This is a genomic window from Pseudomonas hygromyciniae, assembly GCF_016925675.1.
Classification (GTDB): domain Bacteria; phylum Pseudomonadota; class Gammaproteobacteria; order Pseudomonadales; family Pseudomonadaceae; genus Aquipseudomonas; species Aquipseudomonas hygromyciniae.
The window spans coordinates 750780-769977 of record NZ_CP070506.1; the positions used below are offsets into that span (position 1 = coordinate 750780).

Annotated in this window: 7 protein-coding genes, 2 tRNA genes and 3 rRNA genes; all 12 read left to right on the forward strand. The window is 59.0% G+C overall.

Annotated elements, in window-relative coordinates; all coding sequences use genetic code 11:
• Positions 1-30: 30 nt before the first annotated feature.
• The gene (locus tag JTY93_RS03170; RefSeq protein WP_205478514.1) at positions 31-1524 is read left to right on the forward strand and encodes a CoA-acylating methylmalonate-semialdehyde dehydrogenase; all 1494 of its coding nucleotides are present in this window, start codon (positions 31-33) and stop codon (positions 1522-1524) included.
• A gap of 571 nt (positions 1525-2095) precedes the next feature.
• Positions 2096-3634, forward strand: a 16S ribosomal RNA gene (locus JTY93_RS03175).
• Positions 3635-3716: 82 nt separating this feature from the next.
• Positions 3717-3793, forward strand: a tRNA-Ile gene (locus tag JTY93_RS03180).
• A gap of 30 nt (positions 3794-3823) precedes the next feature.
• A tRNA-Ala gene (locus JTY93_RS03185) sits at positions 3824-3899 on the forward strand.
• A 249-nt stretch (positions 3900-4148) separates the two neighbouring features.
• Positions 4149-7045 (forward strand): 23S ribosomal RNA (locus JTY93_RS03190).
• A gap of 149 nt (positions 7046-7194) precedes the next feature.
• Positions 7195-7310: ribosomal RNA gene (gene rrf, locus JTY93_RS03195) — 5S ribosomal RNA — on the forward strand.
• The 16S, 23S and 5S rRNA genes sit together here with 2 tRNA genes alongside, the layout of an rRNA operon.
• A gap of 155 nt (positions 7311-7465) precedes the next feature.
• On the forward strand, positions 7466-10915 hold the full coding sequence (gene recC / locus JTY93_RS03200) for an exodeoxyribonuclease V subunit gamma (RefSeq protein ID WP_205479426.1): 3450 nt from the start codon (positions 7466-7468) through the stop codon (positions 10913-10915).
• Positions 10912-14592, forward strand: a complete 3681-nt coding sequence (gene recB / locus JTY93_RS03205) for an exodeoxyribonuclease V subunit beta (RefSeq protein WP_205479436.1) — start codon at positions 10912-10914, stop codon at positions 14590-14592. Before recC ends, recB begins: the two co-directional genes overlap by 4 nt.
• Complete coding sequence (gene recD, locus JTY93_RS03210; RefSeq protein ID WP_205479437.1) at positions 14589-16637, forward strand: exodeoxyribonuclease V subunit alpha; 2049 nt, start codon at positions 14589-14591, stop codon at positions 16635-16637. Before recB ends, recD begins: the two co-directional genes overlap by 4 nt.
• Positions 16638-16775: 138 nt before the next feature.
• A complete protein-coding gene (yfiR, locus tag JTY93_RS03215) occupies positions 16776-17348 on the forward strand; it encodes a regulatory sequestration protein YfiR (RefSeq protein WP_205479439.1) in 573 nt (190 codons plus the stop codon).
• Complete coding sequence (dgcN, locus tag JTY93_RS03220; RefSeq protein ID WP_205479446.1) at positions 17345-18613, forward strand: diguanylate cyclase DgcN/YfiN; 1269 nt, start codon at positions 17345-17347, stop codon at positions 18611-18613. Before yfiR ends, dgcN begins: the two co-directional genes overlap by 4 nt.
• Positions 18614-18617: 4 nt before the next feature.
• Complete coding sequence (yfiB, locus tag JTY93_RS03225; protein ID WP_205479448.1) at positions 18618-19109, forward strand: outer membrane lipoprotein YfiB; 492 nt, start codon at positions 18618-18620, stop codon at positions 19107-19109.
• Positions 19110-19198: the final 89 nt, after the last annotated feature.

Genomic DNA, 19198 nt, shown 5'->3' on the forward strand with positions numbered 1-19198 from the left:
CGCCTGTGGACAACTTTTCAGGAGCCTTGCATGAGCCTTATCCAGCATTTGATCAACGGCGAACTGGTCAACGACAGCGGTCGCAGTGCCGACGTTTACAACCCGTCTACCGGCCAGGTGATTCACCAGGTGCCATTGGCTAGCCGTGAAACCATTCAACAGGCCATCGACTCGGCCAAGGCCGCTTTCCCGGCCTGGCGCAATACGCCGCCGGCCAAGCGTGCCCAGGTGATGTTTCGTTTCAAGCAGTTGCTGGAGCAGAACGAAGCCCGTATCTCGCAGTTGATCAGCGAAGAACATGGCAAGACCCTGGAAGATGCTGCCGGTGAGCTCAAGCGCGGGATCGAGAACGTCGAGTACGCGTGTGCGGCACCGGAGATCCTCAAGGGCGAGTACAGCCGTAACGTAGGCCCGAACATTGATGCCTGGTCTGATTTCCAGCCGCTGGGCGTGGTGGCGGGGATTACACCGTTTAACTTCCCGGCCATGGTGCCGCTGTGGATGTATCCGCTGGCGATCGTCTGCGGCAACTGCTTCATTCTCAAGCCATCGGAACGCGATCCAAGCTCGACGCTGCTGATTGCCCAGTTGCTCCAGGAAGCCGGCCTGCCTAAGGGCGTGTTGAGTGTGGTGCATGGTGACAAGGGCGCGGTGGATGCGCTGATCGAAGCGCCTGAGGTCAAGGCCTTGAGTTTTGTGGGCTCTACGCCGATTGCCGAGTACATCTATTCTGAAGCGACCAAGCGCGGCAAGCGTGTACAGGCGCTGGGCGGGGCGAAGAACCATGCGGTGCTGATGCCGGATGCGGATCTGGATAACGCCGTGAGCGCCTTGATGGGCGCAGCCTATGGTTCCTGCGGCGAGCGTTGCATGGCGATCTCGGTTGCAGTCTGTGTGGGTGACCAGGTGGCGGATGCATTGATTGCCAAGCTGGTACCACAGGTCAAGGCACTGAAGATTGGTGCAGGTACTTCCTGTGGCTTGGACATGGGGCCACTGGTCTCTGCGCAGGCGCGGGACAAGGTCAGCGGCTATATAGAAGATGGTGTGTCTTCGGGCGCTGAGCTGGTGGTCGATGGGCGTGGCCTGAGCGTTGCCGGGAATGAAGACGGGTTCTTCCTGGGTGGCTGCTTGTTTGATCGCGTGACGCCCGAGATGCGCATCTATAAAGAAGAGATCTTTGGCCCAGTGCTGTGCGTCGTCCGGGTGAACAGCCTGGAAGCGGCGATGCAACTGATCAACGACCATGAATATGGCAACGGTACCTGCATCTTCACCCGTGACGGTGAGGCGGCGCGTCTGTTCTGTGACGAGATTGAAGTGGGCATGGTGGGGGTTAACGTGCCATTGCCGGTGCCGGTGGCTTATCACAGCTTTGGCGGCTGGAAGCGTTCGCTGTTTGGCGACTTGCATGCCTATGGGCCGGACGGGGTGCGTTTTTATACCCGTCGCAAGGCGATTACCCAGCGCTGGCCGCAGCGTGCAAGCCATGAAGCGTCGCAGTTCGCCTTCCCTAGCCTGTAAGGTCGGGTGAGCAGAAGGCCGGCCCCTTGGGGCCGGCCTTTGCGTTTCTGGGGGTTTTTGACTGATATGACAGAAATGTGAAAGTAACGGTTGACGGCGAATTATATCTGTCTATAATTCGCCCCACTTCCGGCGCAGTCGAAACGGAAAACTCCTTGGCAAACAATGAGTTATGCAGTTTTCGGCAGCAAGTTGCTTCAGTTCATCGAAGCCAAAAGGAAGTTGAAAAAGAGGTGTTGACAGCAGCGTGTAACGCTGTAGAATTCGCCTCCCGCTAACGAGAGATCGGAGGCGCAAGTGGTTGAAGTTGTTGAGAAAATCCTCAAAAGCTTCTGAAAATAACCACTTGACAGCAAATGAGGCTGCTGTAGAATGCGCGCCTCGGTTGAGACGAAAGATCTTAACCAACCGCTCTTTAACAACTGAATCAAGCAATTCGTGTGGGTGCTTGTGGAGTCAGACTGATAGTCAACAAGATTATCAGCATCACAAGTTACTCCGCGAGAAATCAAAGATGTAACCAACGATTGCTGAGCCAAGTTTAGGGTTTCTTAAAAACCCAAAGATGTTTGAACTGAAGAGTTTGATCATGGCTCAGATTGAACGCTGGCGGCAGGCCTAACACATGCAAGTCGAGCGGTAGAGAGAAGCTTGCTTCTCTTGAGAGCGGCGGACGGGTGAGTAATGCCTAGGAATCTGCCTGGTAGTGGGGGATAACGTTCGGAAACGGACGCTAATACCGCATACGTCCTACGGGAGAAAGCAGGGGACCTTCGGGCCTTGCGCTATCAGATGAGCCTAGGTCGGATTAGCTAGTTGGTGGGGTAATGGCTCACCAAGGCGACGATCCGTAACTGGTCTGAGAGGATGATCAGTCACACTGGAACTGAGACACGGTCCAGACTCCTACGGGAGGCAGCAGTGGGGAATATTGGACAATGGGCGAAAGCCTGATCCAGCCATGCCGCGTGTGTGAAGAAGGTCTTCGGATTGTAAAGCACTTTAAGTTGGGAGGAAGGGTTGTAGATTAATACTCTGCAATTTTGACGTTACCGACAGAATAAGCACCGGCTAACTCTGTGCCAGCAGCCGCGGTAATACAGAGGGTGCAAGCGTTAATCGGAATTACTGGGCGTAAAGCGCGCGTAGGTGGTTAGTTAAGTTGGATGTGAAATCCCCGGGCTCAACCTGGGAACTGCATTCAAAACTGACTGACTAGAGTATGGTAGAGGGTGGTGGAATTTCCTGTGTAGCGGTGAAATGCGTAGATATAGGAAGGAACACCAGTGGCGAAGGCGACCACCTGGACTGATACTGACACTGAGGTGCGAAAGCGTGGGGAGCAAACAGGATTAGATACCCTGGTAGTCCACGCCGTAAACGATGTCAACTAGCCGTTGGGAGCCTTGAGCTCTTAGTGGCGCAGCTAACGCATTAAGTTGACCGCCTGGGGAGTACGGCCGCAAGGTTAAAACTCAAATGAATTGACGGGGGGCCCGCACAAGCGGTGGAGCATGTGGTTTAATTCGAAGCAACGCGAAGAACCTTACCAGGCCTTGACATCCAATGAACTTTCTAGAGATAGATTGGTGCCTTCGGGAACATTGAGACAGGTGCTGCATGGCTGTCGTCAGCTCGTGTCGTGAGATGTTGGGTTAAGTCCCGTAACGAGCGCAACCCTTGTCCTTAGTTACCAGCACGTCATGGTGGGCACTCTAAGGAGACTGCCGGTGACAAACCGGAGGAAGGTGGGGGATGACGTCAAGTCATCATGGCCCTTACGGCCTGGGCTACACACGTGCTACAATGGTCGGTACAGAGGGTTGCCAAGCCGCGAGGTGGAGCTAATCCCACAAAACCGATCGTAGTCCGGATCGCAGTCTGCAACTCGACTGCGTGAAGTCGGAATCGCTAGTAATCGCGAATCAGAATGTCGCGGTGAATACGTTCCCGGGCCTTGTACACACCGCCCGTCACACCATGGGAGTGGGTTGCACCAGAAGTAGCTAGTCTAACCTTCGGGAGGACGGTTACCACGGTGTGATTCATGACTGGGGTGAAGTCGTAACAAGGTAGCCGTAGGGGAACCTGCGGCTGGATCACCTCCTTAATCGACGACATCAGCTGCTCCATAAGTTCCCACACGAATTGCTTGATTCATTGAAGAAGACGAAAAGAAGCAGCCCGAAATTGGGTCTGTAGCTCAGTTGGTTAGAGCGCACCCCTGATAAGGGTGAGGTCGGCAGTTCGAATCTGCCCAGACCCACCAATTTTGTGTGGGAAACGCCTGTAGAAATACGGGGCCATAGCTCAGCTGGGAGAGCGCCTGCCTTGCACGCAGGAGGTCAACGGTTCGATCCCGTTTGGCTCCACCACTACTGCTTCTGTTTGTATAAAGCTTAGAAATGAGCATTCCATCGTTGTGATGGTGAATGTTGATTTCTAGTCTTTGACTAGTTCGTTCTTTAAAAATTTGGGTATGTGATAGAAAGATAGACTGAACGTTACTTTCACTGGTAACGGATCAGGCTAAGGTAAAATTTGTGAGTTACTCGTAACTGAGTATTATCGAATTTTCGGCGAATGTTGTCTTCATAGTATAACCAGATTGCTTGGGGTTATATGGTCAAGTGAAGAAGCGCATACGGTGGATGCCTTGGCAGTCAGAGGCGATGAAAGACGTGGTAGCCTGCGAAAAGCTTCGGGGAGTCGGCAAACAGACTTTGATCCGGAGATGTCTGAATGGGGGAACCCAGCCATCATAAGATGGTTATCTTACGCTGAATACATAGGCGTAAGAGGCGAACCAGGGGAACTGAAACATCTAAGTACCCTGAGGAAAAGAAATCAACCGAGATTCCCTTAGTAGTGGCGAGCGAACGGGGGACTAGCCCTTAAGTGGCTTTGAGATTAGCGGAACGCTCTGGAAAGTGCGGCCATAGTGGGTGATAGCCCTGTACGCGAAAATCTCTTAGTCATGAAATCGAGTAGGACGGAGCACGAGAAACTTTGTCTGAATATGGGGGGACCATCCTCCAAGGCTAAATACTACTGACTGACCGATAGTGAACTAGTACCGTGAGGGAAAGGCGAAAAGAACCCCGGAGAGGGGAGTGAAATAGATCCTGAAACCGTATGCGTACAAGCAGTGGGAGCCCACTTTGTTGGGTGACTGCGTACCTTTTGTATAATGGGTCAGCGACTTATTTTCAGTGGCGAGCTTAACCGAATAGGGGAGGCGTAGCGAAAGCGAGTCTTAATAGGGCGTCTAGTCGCTGGGAATAGACCCGAAACCGGGCGATCTATCCATGGGCAGGTTGAAGGTTGGGTAACACTAACTGGAGGACCGAACCGACTACCGTTGAAAAGTTAGCGGATGACCTGTGGATCGGAGTGAAAGGCTAATCAAGCTCGGAGATAGCTGGTTCTCCTCGAAAGCTATTTAGGTAGCGCCTCATGTATCACTGTAGGGGGGTAGAGCACTGTTTCGGCTAGGGGGTCATCCCGACTTACCAAACCGATGCAAACTCCGAATACCTACAAGTGCCGAGCATGGGAGACACACGGCGGGTGCTAACGTCCGTCGTGAAAAGGGAAACAACCCAGACCGTCAGCTAAGGTCCCAAAGTTATGGTTAAGTGGGAAACGATGTGGGAAGGCTTAGACAGCTAGGAGGTTGGCTTAGAAGCAGCCACCCTTTAAAGAAAGCGTAATAGCTCACTAGTCGAGTCGGCCTGCGCGGAAGATGTAACGGGGCTCAAACCATACACCGAAGCTACGGGTATCATCTTCGGATGATGCGGTAGAGGAGCGTTCTGTAAGCCTGTGAAGGTGAGTTGAGAAGCTTGCTGGAGGTATCAGAAGTGCGAATGCTGACATGAGTAACGACAATGGGTGTGAAAAACACCCACGCCGAAAGACCAAGGTTTCCTGCGCAACGTTAATCGACGCAGGGTTAGTCGGTCCCTAAGGCGAGGCTGAAAAGCGTAGTCGATGGAAAACAGGTTAATATTCCTGTACTTCTGGTTATTGCGATGGAGGGACGGAGAAGGCTAGGCCAGCTTGGCGTTGGTTGTCCAAGTTTAAGGTGGTAGGCTGGAATCTTAGGTAAATCCGGGATTCTAAGGCCGAGAGCTGATGACGAGTTACCCTTTGGGTGACGAAGTGGTTGATGCCATGCTTCCAAGAAAAGCTTCTAAGCTTCAGGTAACCAGGAACCGTACCCCCAAACCGACACAGGTGGTTGGGTAGAGAATACCAAGGCGCTTGAGAGAACTCGGGTGAAGGAACTAGGCAAAATGGCACCGTAACTTCGGGAGAAGGTGCGCCGGTGAGGGTGAAGGACTTGCTCCGTAAGCTCATGCCGGTCGAAGATACCAGGCCGCTGCGACTGTTTATTAAAAACACAGCACTCTGCAAACACGAAAGTGGACGTATAGGGTGTGACGCCTGCCCGGTGCCGGAAGGTTAATTGATGGGGTTAGCTAACGCGAAGCTCTTGATCGAAGCCCCGGTAAACGGCGGCCGTAACTATAACGGTCCTAAGGTAGCGAAATTCCTTGTCGGGTAAGTTCCGACCTGCACGAATGGCGTAACGATGGCGGCGCTGTCTCCACCCGAGACTCAGTGAAATTGAAATCGCTGTGAAGATGCAGTGTATCCGCGGCTAGACGGAAAGACCCCGTGAACCTTTACTATAGCTTTGCACTGGACTTTGAATTTGCTTGTGTAGGATAGGTGGGAGGCTTTGAAGCGTGGACGCCAGTTCGCGTGGAGCCAACCTTGAAATACCACCCTGGCAACTTTGAGGTTCTAACTCAGGTCCGTTATCCGGATCGAGGACAGTGTATGGTGGGTAGTTTGACTGGGGCGGTCTCCTCCTAAAGAGTAACGGAGGAGTACGAAGGTGCGCTCAGACCGGTCGGAAATCGGTCGTAGAGTATAAAGGCAAAAGCGCGCTTGACTGCGAGACAGACACGTCGAGCAGGTACGAAAGTAGGTCTTAGTGATCCGGTGGTTCTGTATGGAAGGGCCATCGCTCAACGGATAAAAGGTACTCCGGGGATAACAGGCTGATACCGCCCAAGAGTTCATATCGACGGCGGTGTTTGGCACCTCGATGTCGGCTCATCACATCCTGGGGCTGAAGCCGGTCCCAAGGGTATGGCTGTTCGCCATTTAAAGTGGTACGCGAGCTGGGTTTAGAACGTCGTGAGACAGTTCGGTCCCTATCTGCCGTGGACGTTTGAGATTTGAGAGGGGCTGCTCCTAGTACGAGAGGACCGGAGTGGACGAACCTCTGGTGTTCCGGTTGTCACGCCAGTGGCATTGCCGGGTAGCTATGTTCGGAATAGATAACCGCTGAAAGCATCTAAGCGGGAAACTAGCCTCAAGATGAGATCTCACTGGAACCTTGAGTTCCCTGAAGGGCCGTCGAAGACTACGACGTTGATAGGTTGGGTGTGTAAGCGCTGTGAGGCGTTGAGCTAACCAATACTAATTGCCCGTGAGGCTTGACCATATAACACCCAAGCAATTTGCGTCGAAAGGCCAGATTGCGGTGTATGAAGACGAAATGAACCGAAAGTTCGATCTTGCAAACACCGACTTCTATTACATACCCAATTTGCTGAAGCGAGGCCAGCTGGCCACGACTCAGTACCCGAATTTCTTGACGACCATAGAGCATTGGAACCACCTGATCCCATCCCGAACTCAGTAGTGAAACGATGCATCGCCGATGGTAGTGTGGGGTTTCCCCATGTGAGAGTAGGTCATCGTCAAGATTAAATTCCGAAACCCCAATTGCGAAAGCAGTTGGGGTTTTGTTTTGGGCGGTCGAAAAGCGCTGATGGGATTTTGCGATTAGCCCAACACCGCCCAGAATGCCCTTCAATGCTAAAGTCGCTCCCTCGATTTTGCTTTTCCCAAGGAAGCCGTTATGCCGGATGCAACGTCCCTCAGTGCTGGATTCATGGTCGTCCACGGCAATCGCCTGGATGAACTGCGCAGCCTGGTCGTCAGTTGGATGCGTCGCTATCCATTGGCTCCCCTGGAAAACGAAATCGCTCTGGTGCAAAGCAACGGCATCGCACAATGGCTCAAACTGGCGCTTGCTGAAGATCCAGAGGATGACGACACGGGCGGCTGCGGCATCGCCGCTGCGATCGACGTGCAACTGCCCGGCAGTTTCATGTGGCAGCTTTATCGCATGGTCCTGGGCCGCGACGAAATCCCGGTCAAGTCCCTTCTGGATAAAGCCCCGCTGACCTGGCGCCTCATGCGCCTGCTGCCCGAGCTGATCGACCAGCCGCATTTCGAGCCCCTGCAACGCTTCCTCACCCATGACACCGACCTGCGTAAACGATACCAACTGGCGGAGCGCCTGGCCGACTTGTTCGACCAATATCAGGTTTATCGTGCGGACTGGCTGGAAGACTGGGCCGCGGGTCGACATCAACTGCGCAATGGCCGAGGCGAGGCCAAACCCTTGAGCCCGGCCAACTGCTGGCAGGCCGAGTTATGGCGGGCATTGCTGCTGGATGTCGGCGAAGAGGGGATGGCGCAGAGCCGTGCCGGAGTTCACCAGCGCTTTATCGAGCGTATCAACAAGCTGGACACGGCCCCGCAAGGCCTGCCGTCTCGCGTCATTGTGTTTGGCATCTCTTCCTTGCCCGCCCAAGCCCTTGAAGCGCTGGCCGGTCTGGCCCGTTTTAGCCAGGTCCTGCTATGCGTGCATAACCCTTGCCGTCACCATTGGTCTGACATCGTTGCCGACAAAGACCTACTGCGAAACGAGTACAAACGCCAGGCGCGCAAGACCGGGATGCCCGTCACCATCGACCCACAAACCCTGCACCAGCACGCCCACCCGTTGCTCGCCGCTTGGGGCAAGCAGGGGCGTGACTACATCAACCTGCTGGACAGCTACGACGATCCCAACAGTTACCGATCAGCCTTCCGTGACGGGCGCATCGACCTGTTCAGCGACAGCGAACCGACCACAATCCTCAACCAACTGCAGGATGACATCCTCGAACTGCGCCCCCTTCCCGAAACGCGAGAGCGCTGGCCCGCCGTCGATCTGCAGCACGACACCTCGATCCGCTTCCACATCGCCCATAGCGCCCAGCGGGAAGTGGAAATCCTCCACGACCAATTGCTGCAGCGCTTCAGCGAAAACCCCGCGTTGCGGCCTCGCGACGTTATCGTCATGGTCCCGGATGTGGACAGCTACGCGCCGCATATCCGTGCGGTATTCGGCCAACTGGACAAAAAAGACCCGCGCTTCATCCCCTTCACCCTCACTGACCAGGGTCAACGGGGCCGCGATCCACTGTTGATCGCCGTCGAACATCTGCTGAAACTTCCCGACAGCCGTTTTCCGGTCAGCGAAATCCTCGACTTGCTGGACGTTCCCGCCCTGCGTGAGCGCTTCGCCATCCTGGAGCGCGACCTGCCCACTCTGCACCGCTGGATAGAAGGTGCCGGCATCCGCTGGGGTCTAAACGCCGAGCAGCGTGCCGGTCTCGGCCTGCCCAGTGAGTTGGAGCAAAACAGCTGGCGATTCGGCCTGCGCCGCATGCTGCTGGGTTACGCCGTGGGCAGTGGTGCCGCCTGCGCCGGCATTGAGCCCTACGATGAAATCGGCGGCCTCGATGCTGCGCTGATCGGTCCGTTGGTCGCCTTGCTTGACGCATTGCACGATGCACACCAAGCCCTGTCACAGCCCGCAACACCACAAGTCTGGGGGGCACGCCTGCAAGACCTGATGCAACGCTTCTTTCTGGCCAGCAACGAACACGATGACTATCTGCTGGGCCAGCTTGAGCAACTGCGAGAAGACTGGTTGGAGACTTGCGAGTCCGTCGGCCTGTACGACGATTTACCGCTGACCGTAGTTCGTGAGGCTTGGCTTGCAGGCCTCGACCAGGGCCGCCTGTCCCAGCGCTTCCTCGCTGGCGCGGTGAATTTCTGCACCCTGATGCCGATGCGCGCCATTCCGTTCAAACTGGTGTGCCTGCTGGGCATGAACGACGGTGACTATCCGCGCGCGCAACCGCCGCTGGATTTTGACCTGATGGGCAGCGACTACCGCCCCGGCGACCGTTCTCGCCGTGAAGATGACCGTTACTTGTTGCTGGAAGCCCTGCTCTCGGCACGCGATCAACTCTACATAAGCTGGGTCGGCCGCAGCATCCGCGACAACAGCGAGCGCCCGGCGTCCGTGCTGATCGGCCAACTGCGCGATCACCTCGCCAGCGGCTGGCAACATGCCCAAGAGCAATCGCTGCTGGAGGCAATAACCCAGGAACACCCTTTGCAACCTTTCAGTGCACGCTATTTCCACGAAGGTGATCCGCTGTTCAGCTACGCCCGCGAATGGCAGTTGTTGCACGAAGCCCAAGACCTGCCCCTCGAAACAACCTGCCTGTCAGCCTACGTCCAGGAAGAACCCCTGAGCCTGGGCCAGTTGCAGGACTTCCTGCGTAACCCCGTCAGGCATTTCTTCAGCCAGCGCCTCAAGGTATTTTTCGAAGCCGCTGAGGTGCCCCTCGCCGATGAAGAGCCCTTTGTCCTCGACGCCCTGCAGCGCTACACCTTGAGCGATAGCCTGCTCGCCGCTGCACTGAGCGACCCCGATCATCTGGAGCAAGCCCTGGATGCCCAGGCCCAGCGCCTGCAGGGCAGTGGCCTGCTGCCAATGGTTGGTTTTGGCGAATGCCTGCGCAATGAACTGATCGAGCCTTTGCCTGACCTGTTGCAGCGCTACCAGCAACTCCTGGCGCTCTGGCCCACGCCGCACAACACCGCAGAACCCGTCCGCTTCGCGCACCGCGGGATTGAACTCGACGGCTGGGTCAGCGGCTTGCATCGGCGCAGTGATGGCGGCTTGCTCAGCGTGACCACCATTCCCAACAGCATCGGCTCGATCAAGACCCGCAAGTGGCATCGCCTGATCCGCCCATGGGTCAATCACCTGGTGGCCTGCGCCTGTGGCCTTCCGTTAAGCACAGGCCTGGTGGCCAGTGATGACACTCTCTTGCTGGCTCCCCTGGAGCAAAACCTTGCCCAGGATATCCTCGGCAACCTGCTCCTGGCTTGGCAGGCCGGCATGAGCGAACCACTGCCGGTCGCGGTCAAGACTGCGTTTGCCTGGCTCGGCCAGACCGATCCGGACAAGGCCCAGGCTGCGGCCCTCAAAGCCTACGAAGGTGATGGCATCAACAGTGACGGCGAGCGCCGCGAAAGCCCGGCCCTTACCCGACAGTTTCCCGATTATGCAGCGCTGGTGACCAGCGAGGATTTCGAAGGCTGGTGCGAAACCCTCTATCGACCCTTGATAACCGCACCCTGGCGATCACTGACCAGCGAGGAGGCCCGCCCATGAGCGCCATCAAACCCCTGGCCCTGGCCTTTCCCCTGCGCGGCAGCCAACTGATCGAGGCCAGCGCCGGCACCGGCAAGACGTTCACCATCTCCGCGTTGTACCTGCGCCTGGTACTCGGCCACGGCGGCGACGAGGCAGGCTTTGGCCGCGAATTGCTGCCGCCGCAGATCCTTGTGGTGACCTTCACCGACGCCGCCACCAAAGAATTGCGCGAGCGTATCCGTACCCGCCTGGCCCAAGCGGCGCGCTACTTTCGTGATGAAATCGAGCAGCCTGACGCCTTGATCGCCCAGTTGCGCGACGAATACAGCGTCGAGCAATGGCCTGGTTGCGCCAATCGCCTTGATATTGCCGCGCAATGGATGGACGAGGCCGCCGTCTCGACCATCCACAGTTGGTGCCAGCGCATGCTGCGCGAACACGCCTTCGACAGTGGCAGCCTGTTTACCCAGACCCTGGAAACCGACCACAGTGACCTGCTCGGCGAAGTGCTGCGCGACTACTGGCGGCTGTTCTGTTACCCGATGCACGGCGATGCCCTGAACTGGGTGCGCAGCAACTGGGGCGGCCCTGCAGCGCTGTTGCCCCGCGTGCGCGCATTGTTCGGCAGCGAGCGCCCCAGTGACGAACCGCGGGAGCCCGCCGAGCTGATCGAGGCTTGCCTGCACGAACGCCGCGAGGCTCTGGTAGCGCTCAAGGCCCCTTGGCAACAATGGGCCGCCGAGTTGCGCGAGATCTGCCTGCAAGCCGTCGCGGCCAAGGCTGTCGATGGCCGTAAGATGCAAGCCCGCTATTTCGAACCCTGGTTCGAGAAAATCAGCGCCTGGGCCGCTGACGAAACCCTGGAACAACTGGATATCGGCACCGGCTTCAGCCGCCTGACCCCGGAGGGTATGGCCGAAGCCTGGAAGGGCGACGCGCCGCATCATCCGGGCCTGGATGCCATGGTGGGCCTCAAAGCCAGCCTGGACGCCTTACCCACGCCTGACGCTGCAGTGCTGCAACACGCGGCGGCCTGGGTCGGTAAACGTTTTGAAGATGAGAAGCGCCGGCGTGCCGAGATGGGCTTTGACGACATGCTCATCCGCTTGGACGCGGCCCTGCAAGCCGAGGGCGGCGAGCGTCTGGCCAGTGTGATCCGCGAGCAATTCCCGGTGGCCCTGATCGACGAATTCCAGGACACCGACCCGGTGCAATACCGGATCTTCGAGAGCATCTACCGTATTGAAGACAACAACCCGCTCAGCGGCCTGTTCCTGATCGGCGACCCCAAGCAAGCGATCTACGCCTTTCGCGGCGCCGATATCTACACCTACCTGCGTGCCCGGCAAGCCACCGCCGGGCGCTTGCACACCCTGGGCACCAACTTTCGCTCCAGCCATGCCATGGTCGAGGCAGTCAACCATGTGTTTGAACGTGCGGAAACCGGGCGCGGGGCGTTTCTGTTTCGCGAGCCGGACGGCGAGAACCCGGTGCCATTCCAGCCGGTATCGTCCCAAGGTCGCAAAGAGCACTTGCAGGTCGATGGCCACACAGTGCCAGCCCTGAATATCTGGCACCTGCCCACCGACCAGCCGATCTCCAATGTACTTTATCGCCAGCAATTGGCCGGTGCTTGTGCCAGTCAGATCGTTGCGTTGCTCAATGGCGGCCAGCGAGGCAGTGCAGGGTTCGTCAAGGATGGGGATTTCTCCCCCGTGCAACCGTCGAACATCGCCATTCTTGTGCGTGACGGCAAGGAGGCCCAGGCCGTGCGCGGTGAACTGGCCGCGCGCGGTGTGCGCAGCGTGTACCTGTCCGATAAGGATTCGGTGTTTGCCTCCCAGGAAGCCCACGACGTACTCGCCTGGCTCAAGGCCTGCGCCGAACCAGACGTAGAACGCCCGCTGCGTGCGGCCCTGGCCTGCGTCACCCTCAACCTGTCGCTGACGCAACTGGAGCAACTGAACCAGGACGAACTGGCCTGGGAACAGCGGGTCATGCAGTTTCGCGATTACCGCGTGATCTGGCGGACCCAGGGCGTGTTGCCGATGCTGCGACGCCTGCTGCATGACTTCAAGTTGCCGCAAACCCTGATCGCCCGCAGCGATGGCGAAAGGGTGCTGACCAACCTGCTGCACCTGTGCGAACTACTGCAACAGGCCGCTGCTGAACTTGATGGCGAACAAGCACTGATCCGCCATCTAGCGGAACATCTGGCGCTCTCGGGCCAGGCCGGCGAAGAGCAGATCCTGCGCCTGGAAAGTGATGAGCAACTGGTCAAGGTGGTGACCATCCACAAATCCAAGGGCCTGGAATACGATCTGGTGTTCCTGCCGTTTATCTGTTCGGCCAAGCCCGTCGACGGCAGTCGCCTGCCGCTGCATTACCACGATGCCAACGGCAAGTCCCAGGTCAGCCTCAAACCCACCGCCGAACTGATCGCCCAAGCCGATGACGAACGCCTGGCCGAAGACCTGCGCCTGTTCTACGTGGCGCTGACGCGGGCCAAACATGCCTGTTGGCTCGGTGTGGCCGATCTCAAGCGTGGCAATACCAACAGTTCGGTGCTGCACCTGTCGGCGCTGGGCTATCTGTTGGGGGGTGGCGCAGCCCTGGGTGAGTCCGCAGCCTTAGCCCGCTGGCTCATGGATTTGCAGGACGGCTGCGCGGCGATTGCCTACGGGCAAATGCCTGAGGCCGAGGCCAGCATCTACCAGCCACCGCGCAATGACGCGACCTTGCTCGCGCCGCTGCTGCCCAAGCGCAAGGCGGCGGAAAACTGGTGGATTGCTTCCTATAGCGCCCTGCGCATCGGCGAAAGCATGAGCACCGCCAGCCTGGAGGCCCCAGAAAGCCCACAAGCACAGAAGTTGTTCGACGACGAACGGCTGGACCCGGACGCACCGCGCGAAGTCGCCGCGTCTGGCGGCGACATTCATCGTTTCCCACGGGGGCCCAATCCCGGGACCTTTCTCCACGGCCTGCTGGAATGGGCCGGCAACGATGGCTTCGACGTAACGCCCGAAGCCATCGAAGATGCGGTCGCACGGCGCTGCAACCGGCGCGGCTGGGAAGGCTGGATCGGCACCCTCAGCGGCTGGCTTGGGCACCTGTTGCAAGCGCCACTGAGCCTGGGCCAGGGGCCGGAATCGGTGACCCTGAGTGACTTGCAGCACTATCAGATCGAAATGGAGTTCTGGTTCGCCAGTCACAAAGTCGATGTGCTCACCCTCGACCAACTGGTCTGCCAATACACCCACGACGGCGTGTCACGGGTGGCTGCCGAGCCGGTATTGCTTAACGGCATGTTCAAAGGCTTTATCGACCTGACCTTCGAACATGATGGTCGCTATTACGTGGCCGACTACAAATCCAACTGGCTCGGCGCCGACGACGCGGCCTACACCCAACAGGCCATGGAACAGTCGATTCTCGACCATCGCTATGACCTGCAATACGTCCTCTACCTGCTGGCCCTGCATCGCCAGCTCAAGGCGCGCCTGCCCGATTACGATTACGACCGGCACGTGGGGGGCGCGCTCTACCTGTTCCTGCGCGGTAGCCAAGCCGTGAGCCAGGGCGCGTATTTCACCCGGCCGCCACGTGAACTGATCGAACGCCTGGACCTGTTGTTCCAAGGCAAGCCGCAACCGCCCAAGGTCGAACCGGCCTGGGAACAAGGAGTCCTGCTATGAGCCTCTCGACTGTGCCGCTGGAGGCACTGGCACCGCTGGACCGCGCTGACGACCTGATGCACCTGCTGGAGCGCTGGGTCGAGCGCGGCTGGCTGCGCTCGCTGGACAAGGCGTTCGTCGGCTTTCTCCACGAACTCGACCCTCAGGCCGATCCCCTGGTGCTGCTGGCCGCTGCCTTGACCAGTCACCAACTGGGCCACGGGCATGTGTGCCTGGATCTGTTCGAGACGCTGAATGCACCGGATTTCGCCCTGTCGCTGCCCCCGGAAGGTGATCTTTCAGGCGGTGTGATGCTGCTGCCTTCGCAACTGCTCGATGGCCTGGACGGCGCGCACTGGTGCCATGCCCTGGCCGCGAGCCCGCTGGTGGCGTTGGCCGTGGATGGCAGCGCAGCGGCGCAAAGCCGGCCTTTGGTGTTGTCGGGCAAGCGCCTGTATCTGCGGCGCTACTGGACCTATGAGCGACGCATCGACAGCGCCTTGCGTCAGCGTCTTGCCGTGCAGGAAGCGGTCTCGCCGGACCTGCCCCAACGCTTGAACGGCCTGTTCGACCAGCCGCCCCCCAATGGCGTGGTCGATTGGCAGAAACTCGCCTGTGCCTTGGCCACGCGTGGGGCGTTCAGCATCGTCACCGGTGGCCCCGGCACCGGCAAGACCACCACGGTGGTGCGCCTGTTGGCATTGCTGCAAGCGCCAGCGGTGGAGCAGGGCAGCGCTTTGCGCATCCGCCTGGCGGCGCCCACCGGCAAGGCGGCGGCGCGGTTGACCGAGTCCATCAGCCAACAAGTGCGCTCGCTGCAAGTGCCCGAAACCGTGCGCGAAAAAATCCCCACCGAGGTCACCACCGTGCATCGCCTGCTGGGCAGCCGTCCCGGCACCCGGCATTTTCGCCATCATGCGGGCAACTTGTTGCCGCTGGATGTGCTGGTGGTGGATGAGGCCTCGATGATCGACCTGGAAATGATGGCCAACCTGCTGGATGCCTTGCCAGCCCATGCGCGCCTGGTGTTGCTGGGGGACAAGGACCAGTTGGCCTCGGTGGAAGCCGGCGCGGTGCTCGGCGATTTGTGCCGCGATGCCGAGGCGGGCTGGTACAGCCCCGGCACCCGCCAATGGCTGGAAAGTGTCAGCGGTGAGACCTTGGCGGGCAGCGGCCTGGAGGAAGACCTCGACGCCAGCCATCCCTTGGCGCAACAAGTGGTGATGCTGCGTTATTCCCGGCGCTTCGGCGAAGGCAGTGGCATCGGCCAACTGGCGCGTTGGGTCAACCAGCAAAACCCCGAACAGGCTCGCCAACTGCTGGACGCCGGCAGCCACGACCTGTTTTGCCTGCGCCTCAAGGGCGAGCATGACCGCGCCCTCGAGCGCCTGGTGCTGGACGGGCAAGGCGGCCATGCCCAGGGCTATCGCTACTACCTCAACCTGCTGCGCACCTCACGTCCGGCAGCCGAGACCCCACGGGACGATCCGCACTGGACCGATTGGGCGCGCCAGTTGTTGCAAGCCTTTGATGCCTTTCAGTTGCTGTGCGCGGTGCGCAAGGGCCCCTGGGGCGTGGAGGGCCTCAACCAACGTATCACCGCCGCGCTGCTCAAGGCCCGGCTGATCGATAGCGACCAGCAATGGTACGAAGGCCGCCCGGTGCTGATGACCCGCAATGACTACGGCCTGGGCTTGATGAACGGTGACATCGGTATCGCCTTGAAACTGCCCGAAAGTGACGGCGGGCCGCAGGTGCTGCGCGTTGCCTTTCCGCGCAACGATGGCCAGGGCGGGGTGCGCTTCGTCTTGCCCAGCCGGCTCAACGATGTAGAAACCGTCTACGCCATGACCGTACACAAGTCCCAGGGCTCGGAGTTCGCGCATACGGCCCTGATCCTGCCGGATGCGCTGAACCCGGTACTGACCAAGGAGCTGATCTACACTGGCATCACTCGCGCGAAGGATCGCTTCAGTTTGATCGAAACCCGTAGTGGGGTTTTCGAGGAAGCGGTGCGGCGCAAGGTGAAACGGTTAAGCGGGCTGATGTTGGAGCTGGGTGCGTGAGCCGTAGGAAAAACCTGACCGATATGTCGGTTTTTTCGCAATAAATGGCTGAATCTACTTAGGCCCCGCCTCGATGGGGTTTCCGCCAATATGCTATCGTTGCGACATTATCCCTAGAAGATCATAGAGAATCGCTGCATGAACGTGGCTGTCTCGCCCACAGAGCGTAGTTGGAGCTGGAGACGATTGCTGCTATCGGCCGTTCTGTGCCTCGTCACGCCTCTGGCTTTTGCCCAGGCGTCTGCCGCCAGTGCGGTCGATCAGCGGGCCCAGGCTGTCACCCAGGTGGTACTGGGGATTCTCAGCTACGCTCGTTGGCCGGTTGAGCCCACCCAACTGCGTTTGTGCATCGTTGGCCCGACCCAATACACCGATGACCTGGTCAAGGGCACGACCCAGGCCACTGGCCGGCCGGTAGTGGTCCAGCGCCTGCTGGCGGACAACCCCAATATCGTCAATGCCTGCGACGCCCTGTATATCGGCAAGCTCTCCACTGACGAGCGCAGTCACTTGTTCACGGCGTTGATCGGACGCCCGGTGTTGAGCATCAGTGAAGGCGGCGACCAATGCACCGTGGGCAGCCTGTTCTGCCTGCGGGTGAGTGATGATCAGGTGTCGTTCGAGGTCAACCTCGACTCCGTGGCCCGCAGCGGAGTGCGTATTCATCCCAGCGTCTTGCAGTTGTCCCGTCGGCGAGCGCCGGAACCATGAGGCTGCGTAACGCCAAAACCCGCCCTACATTACGTTCGGTCCTTGGTCGCGGGCACCTGAGTGTGGCGCTGGTGGCGGTCGCCATGGCCAGCGTATCCCTGACCCTGCTGGGCGTGCTGGCCCTGCGGGTCTATGCCGACCACAACCTGCACCTGATCGCTCGCTCGATCAACTACACCGTGGAAGCTGCGGTGGTGTTCAACGACCACGGGGCGGCCACCGAAGCCCTGGCGTTGATTGCCTCCACTGAAGAAGTGGCTGAGGCCCGGGTGCTGGACCTCAATGGCAATACCCTGGCTCACTGGGTGCGTCCGGAAACGGGGTTATTGTCCAAGGTGGAGCTGGAACTGGCCCACACGCTGCTGGAAGAGCCCATCAGCCAACCGATCATGCGTCAAGACAGGAAAATTGGCACCGTTGAGCTGAGTGGGCACGGCGGTAGCCTGTTGCGTTTTTTGCTCAGCGGCCTGGCGGGGATCATTATCTGCACCGCGTTAAGCGGCTGGGTCGCGATTTACCTGGCGCGCCGGATGCTGCGTGGTATCACCGGCCCCTTGCACAGCCTGGCCGACGTCGCCCACGCCGCGCGCAGCGAGCGGGCCTTCGACCGCCGTGTGCCGCCGGCGCAGATCGCCGAGCTCGACAGCCTGGGCAATGACTTCAATGCCCTGCTCGACGAGCTCGAAGCCTGGCAAACCCACCTGCAAAGCGAAAACGAAACCCTCGCCCACCAGGCCAGCCATGACAGCCTCACCGGGCTGCCCAATCGTGCCTTCTTTGAGGGGCGGCTGATCCGCGCGTTGCGCAGTGCAGCCAAGCTCAACGAACGGGTGGCGGTGCTGTTCCTCGACAGCGACCGCTTTAAAGATATCAACGATAACTTCGGGCATGCCGCCGGTGACGCCGTACTGGTAGCCGTCGCCGCGCGCGTGCGGGCGCAACTGCGCGAGAGCGACCTGGTGGCGCGCCTGGGCGGCGATGAGTTCGCCATCCTGCTCTCACCTCTGCACAAGCTTGAAGATGCCCAGCGCATCGCTGACAAAATCATCGCCAGCATGGACCTGCCCATCCCGCTGCCGGGCAACACCGAAGTCTTGACTTCACTGAGTATCGGTATCGCGGTTTATCCCGATCATGGCGCCACTCCCGGCGCCTTGCTCAATGCCGCCGATGCGGCGATGTACCAGGCCAAACGCCTTTCCCAGGGTGGCCAGCATACGGCGGAGTCGGAGCACCCCGCTGCCAACGTTCAACACAGGAGTTGATCCCTTGTTTGCTAACACACGTGTTCTCTTTATCACCTTGTTTATCGCCCTGCTGGCGCTGAGCGGCTGCCAGACCGCTCCGCCCAAGGGCCTGACACCGGCACAAGTGGCGGTACTCAAACAACAAGGCTTCGAACTGACCGACGAAGGCTGGGCGTTTGGCCTGTCGGGCAAAGTGCTGTTTGGCAGCGACGTCGAAAAACTCAACCAGGCCAGCACCGAGATCGTCGAACGCATCGGCAAGGCTCTCACCGGCGTGGGCATCGAACGTGTGCGCGTAGACGGCCACACCGACGCCTCGGGCAAGGAGTCCTACAACCAGCAACTGTCCCTGCGCCGGGCGAAAAGCGTGGGCGAGGTCCTGCAGAGCGTGGGTATGAAGGAAGAAAATGTGCAACTGCGCGGCCTGGGTAGCAGCGAACCGGTGGCTTCCAACAGCACATCCGCGGGCCGTACCGAGAACCGCCGGGTATCGATTGTGGTCATCGCCGACTGAGCCGACAGCTCGGTCTAACTGTGAAATACCTTCACCTGTGGGAGCAGGCTTGCCCGCGAAGGCGTTGGTTCAGCCAGGTATGTATTGAC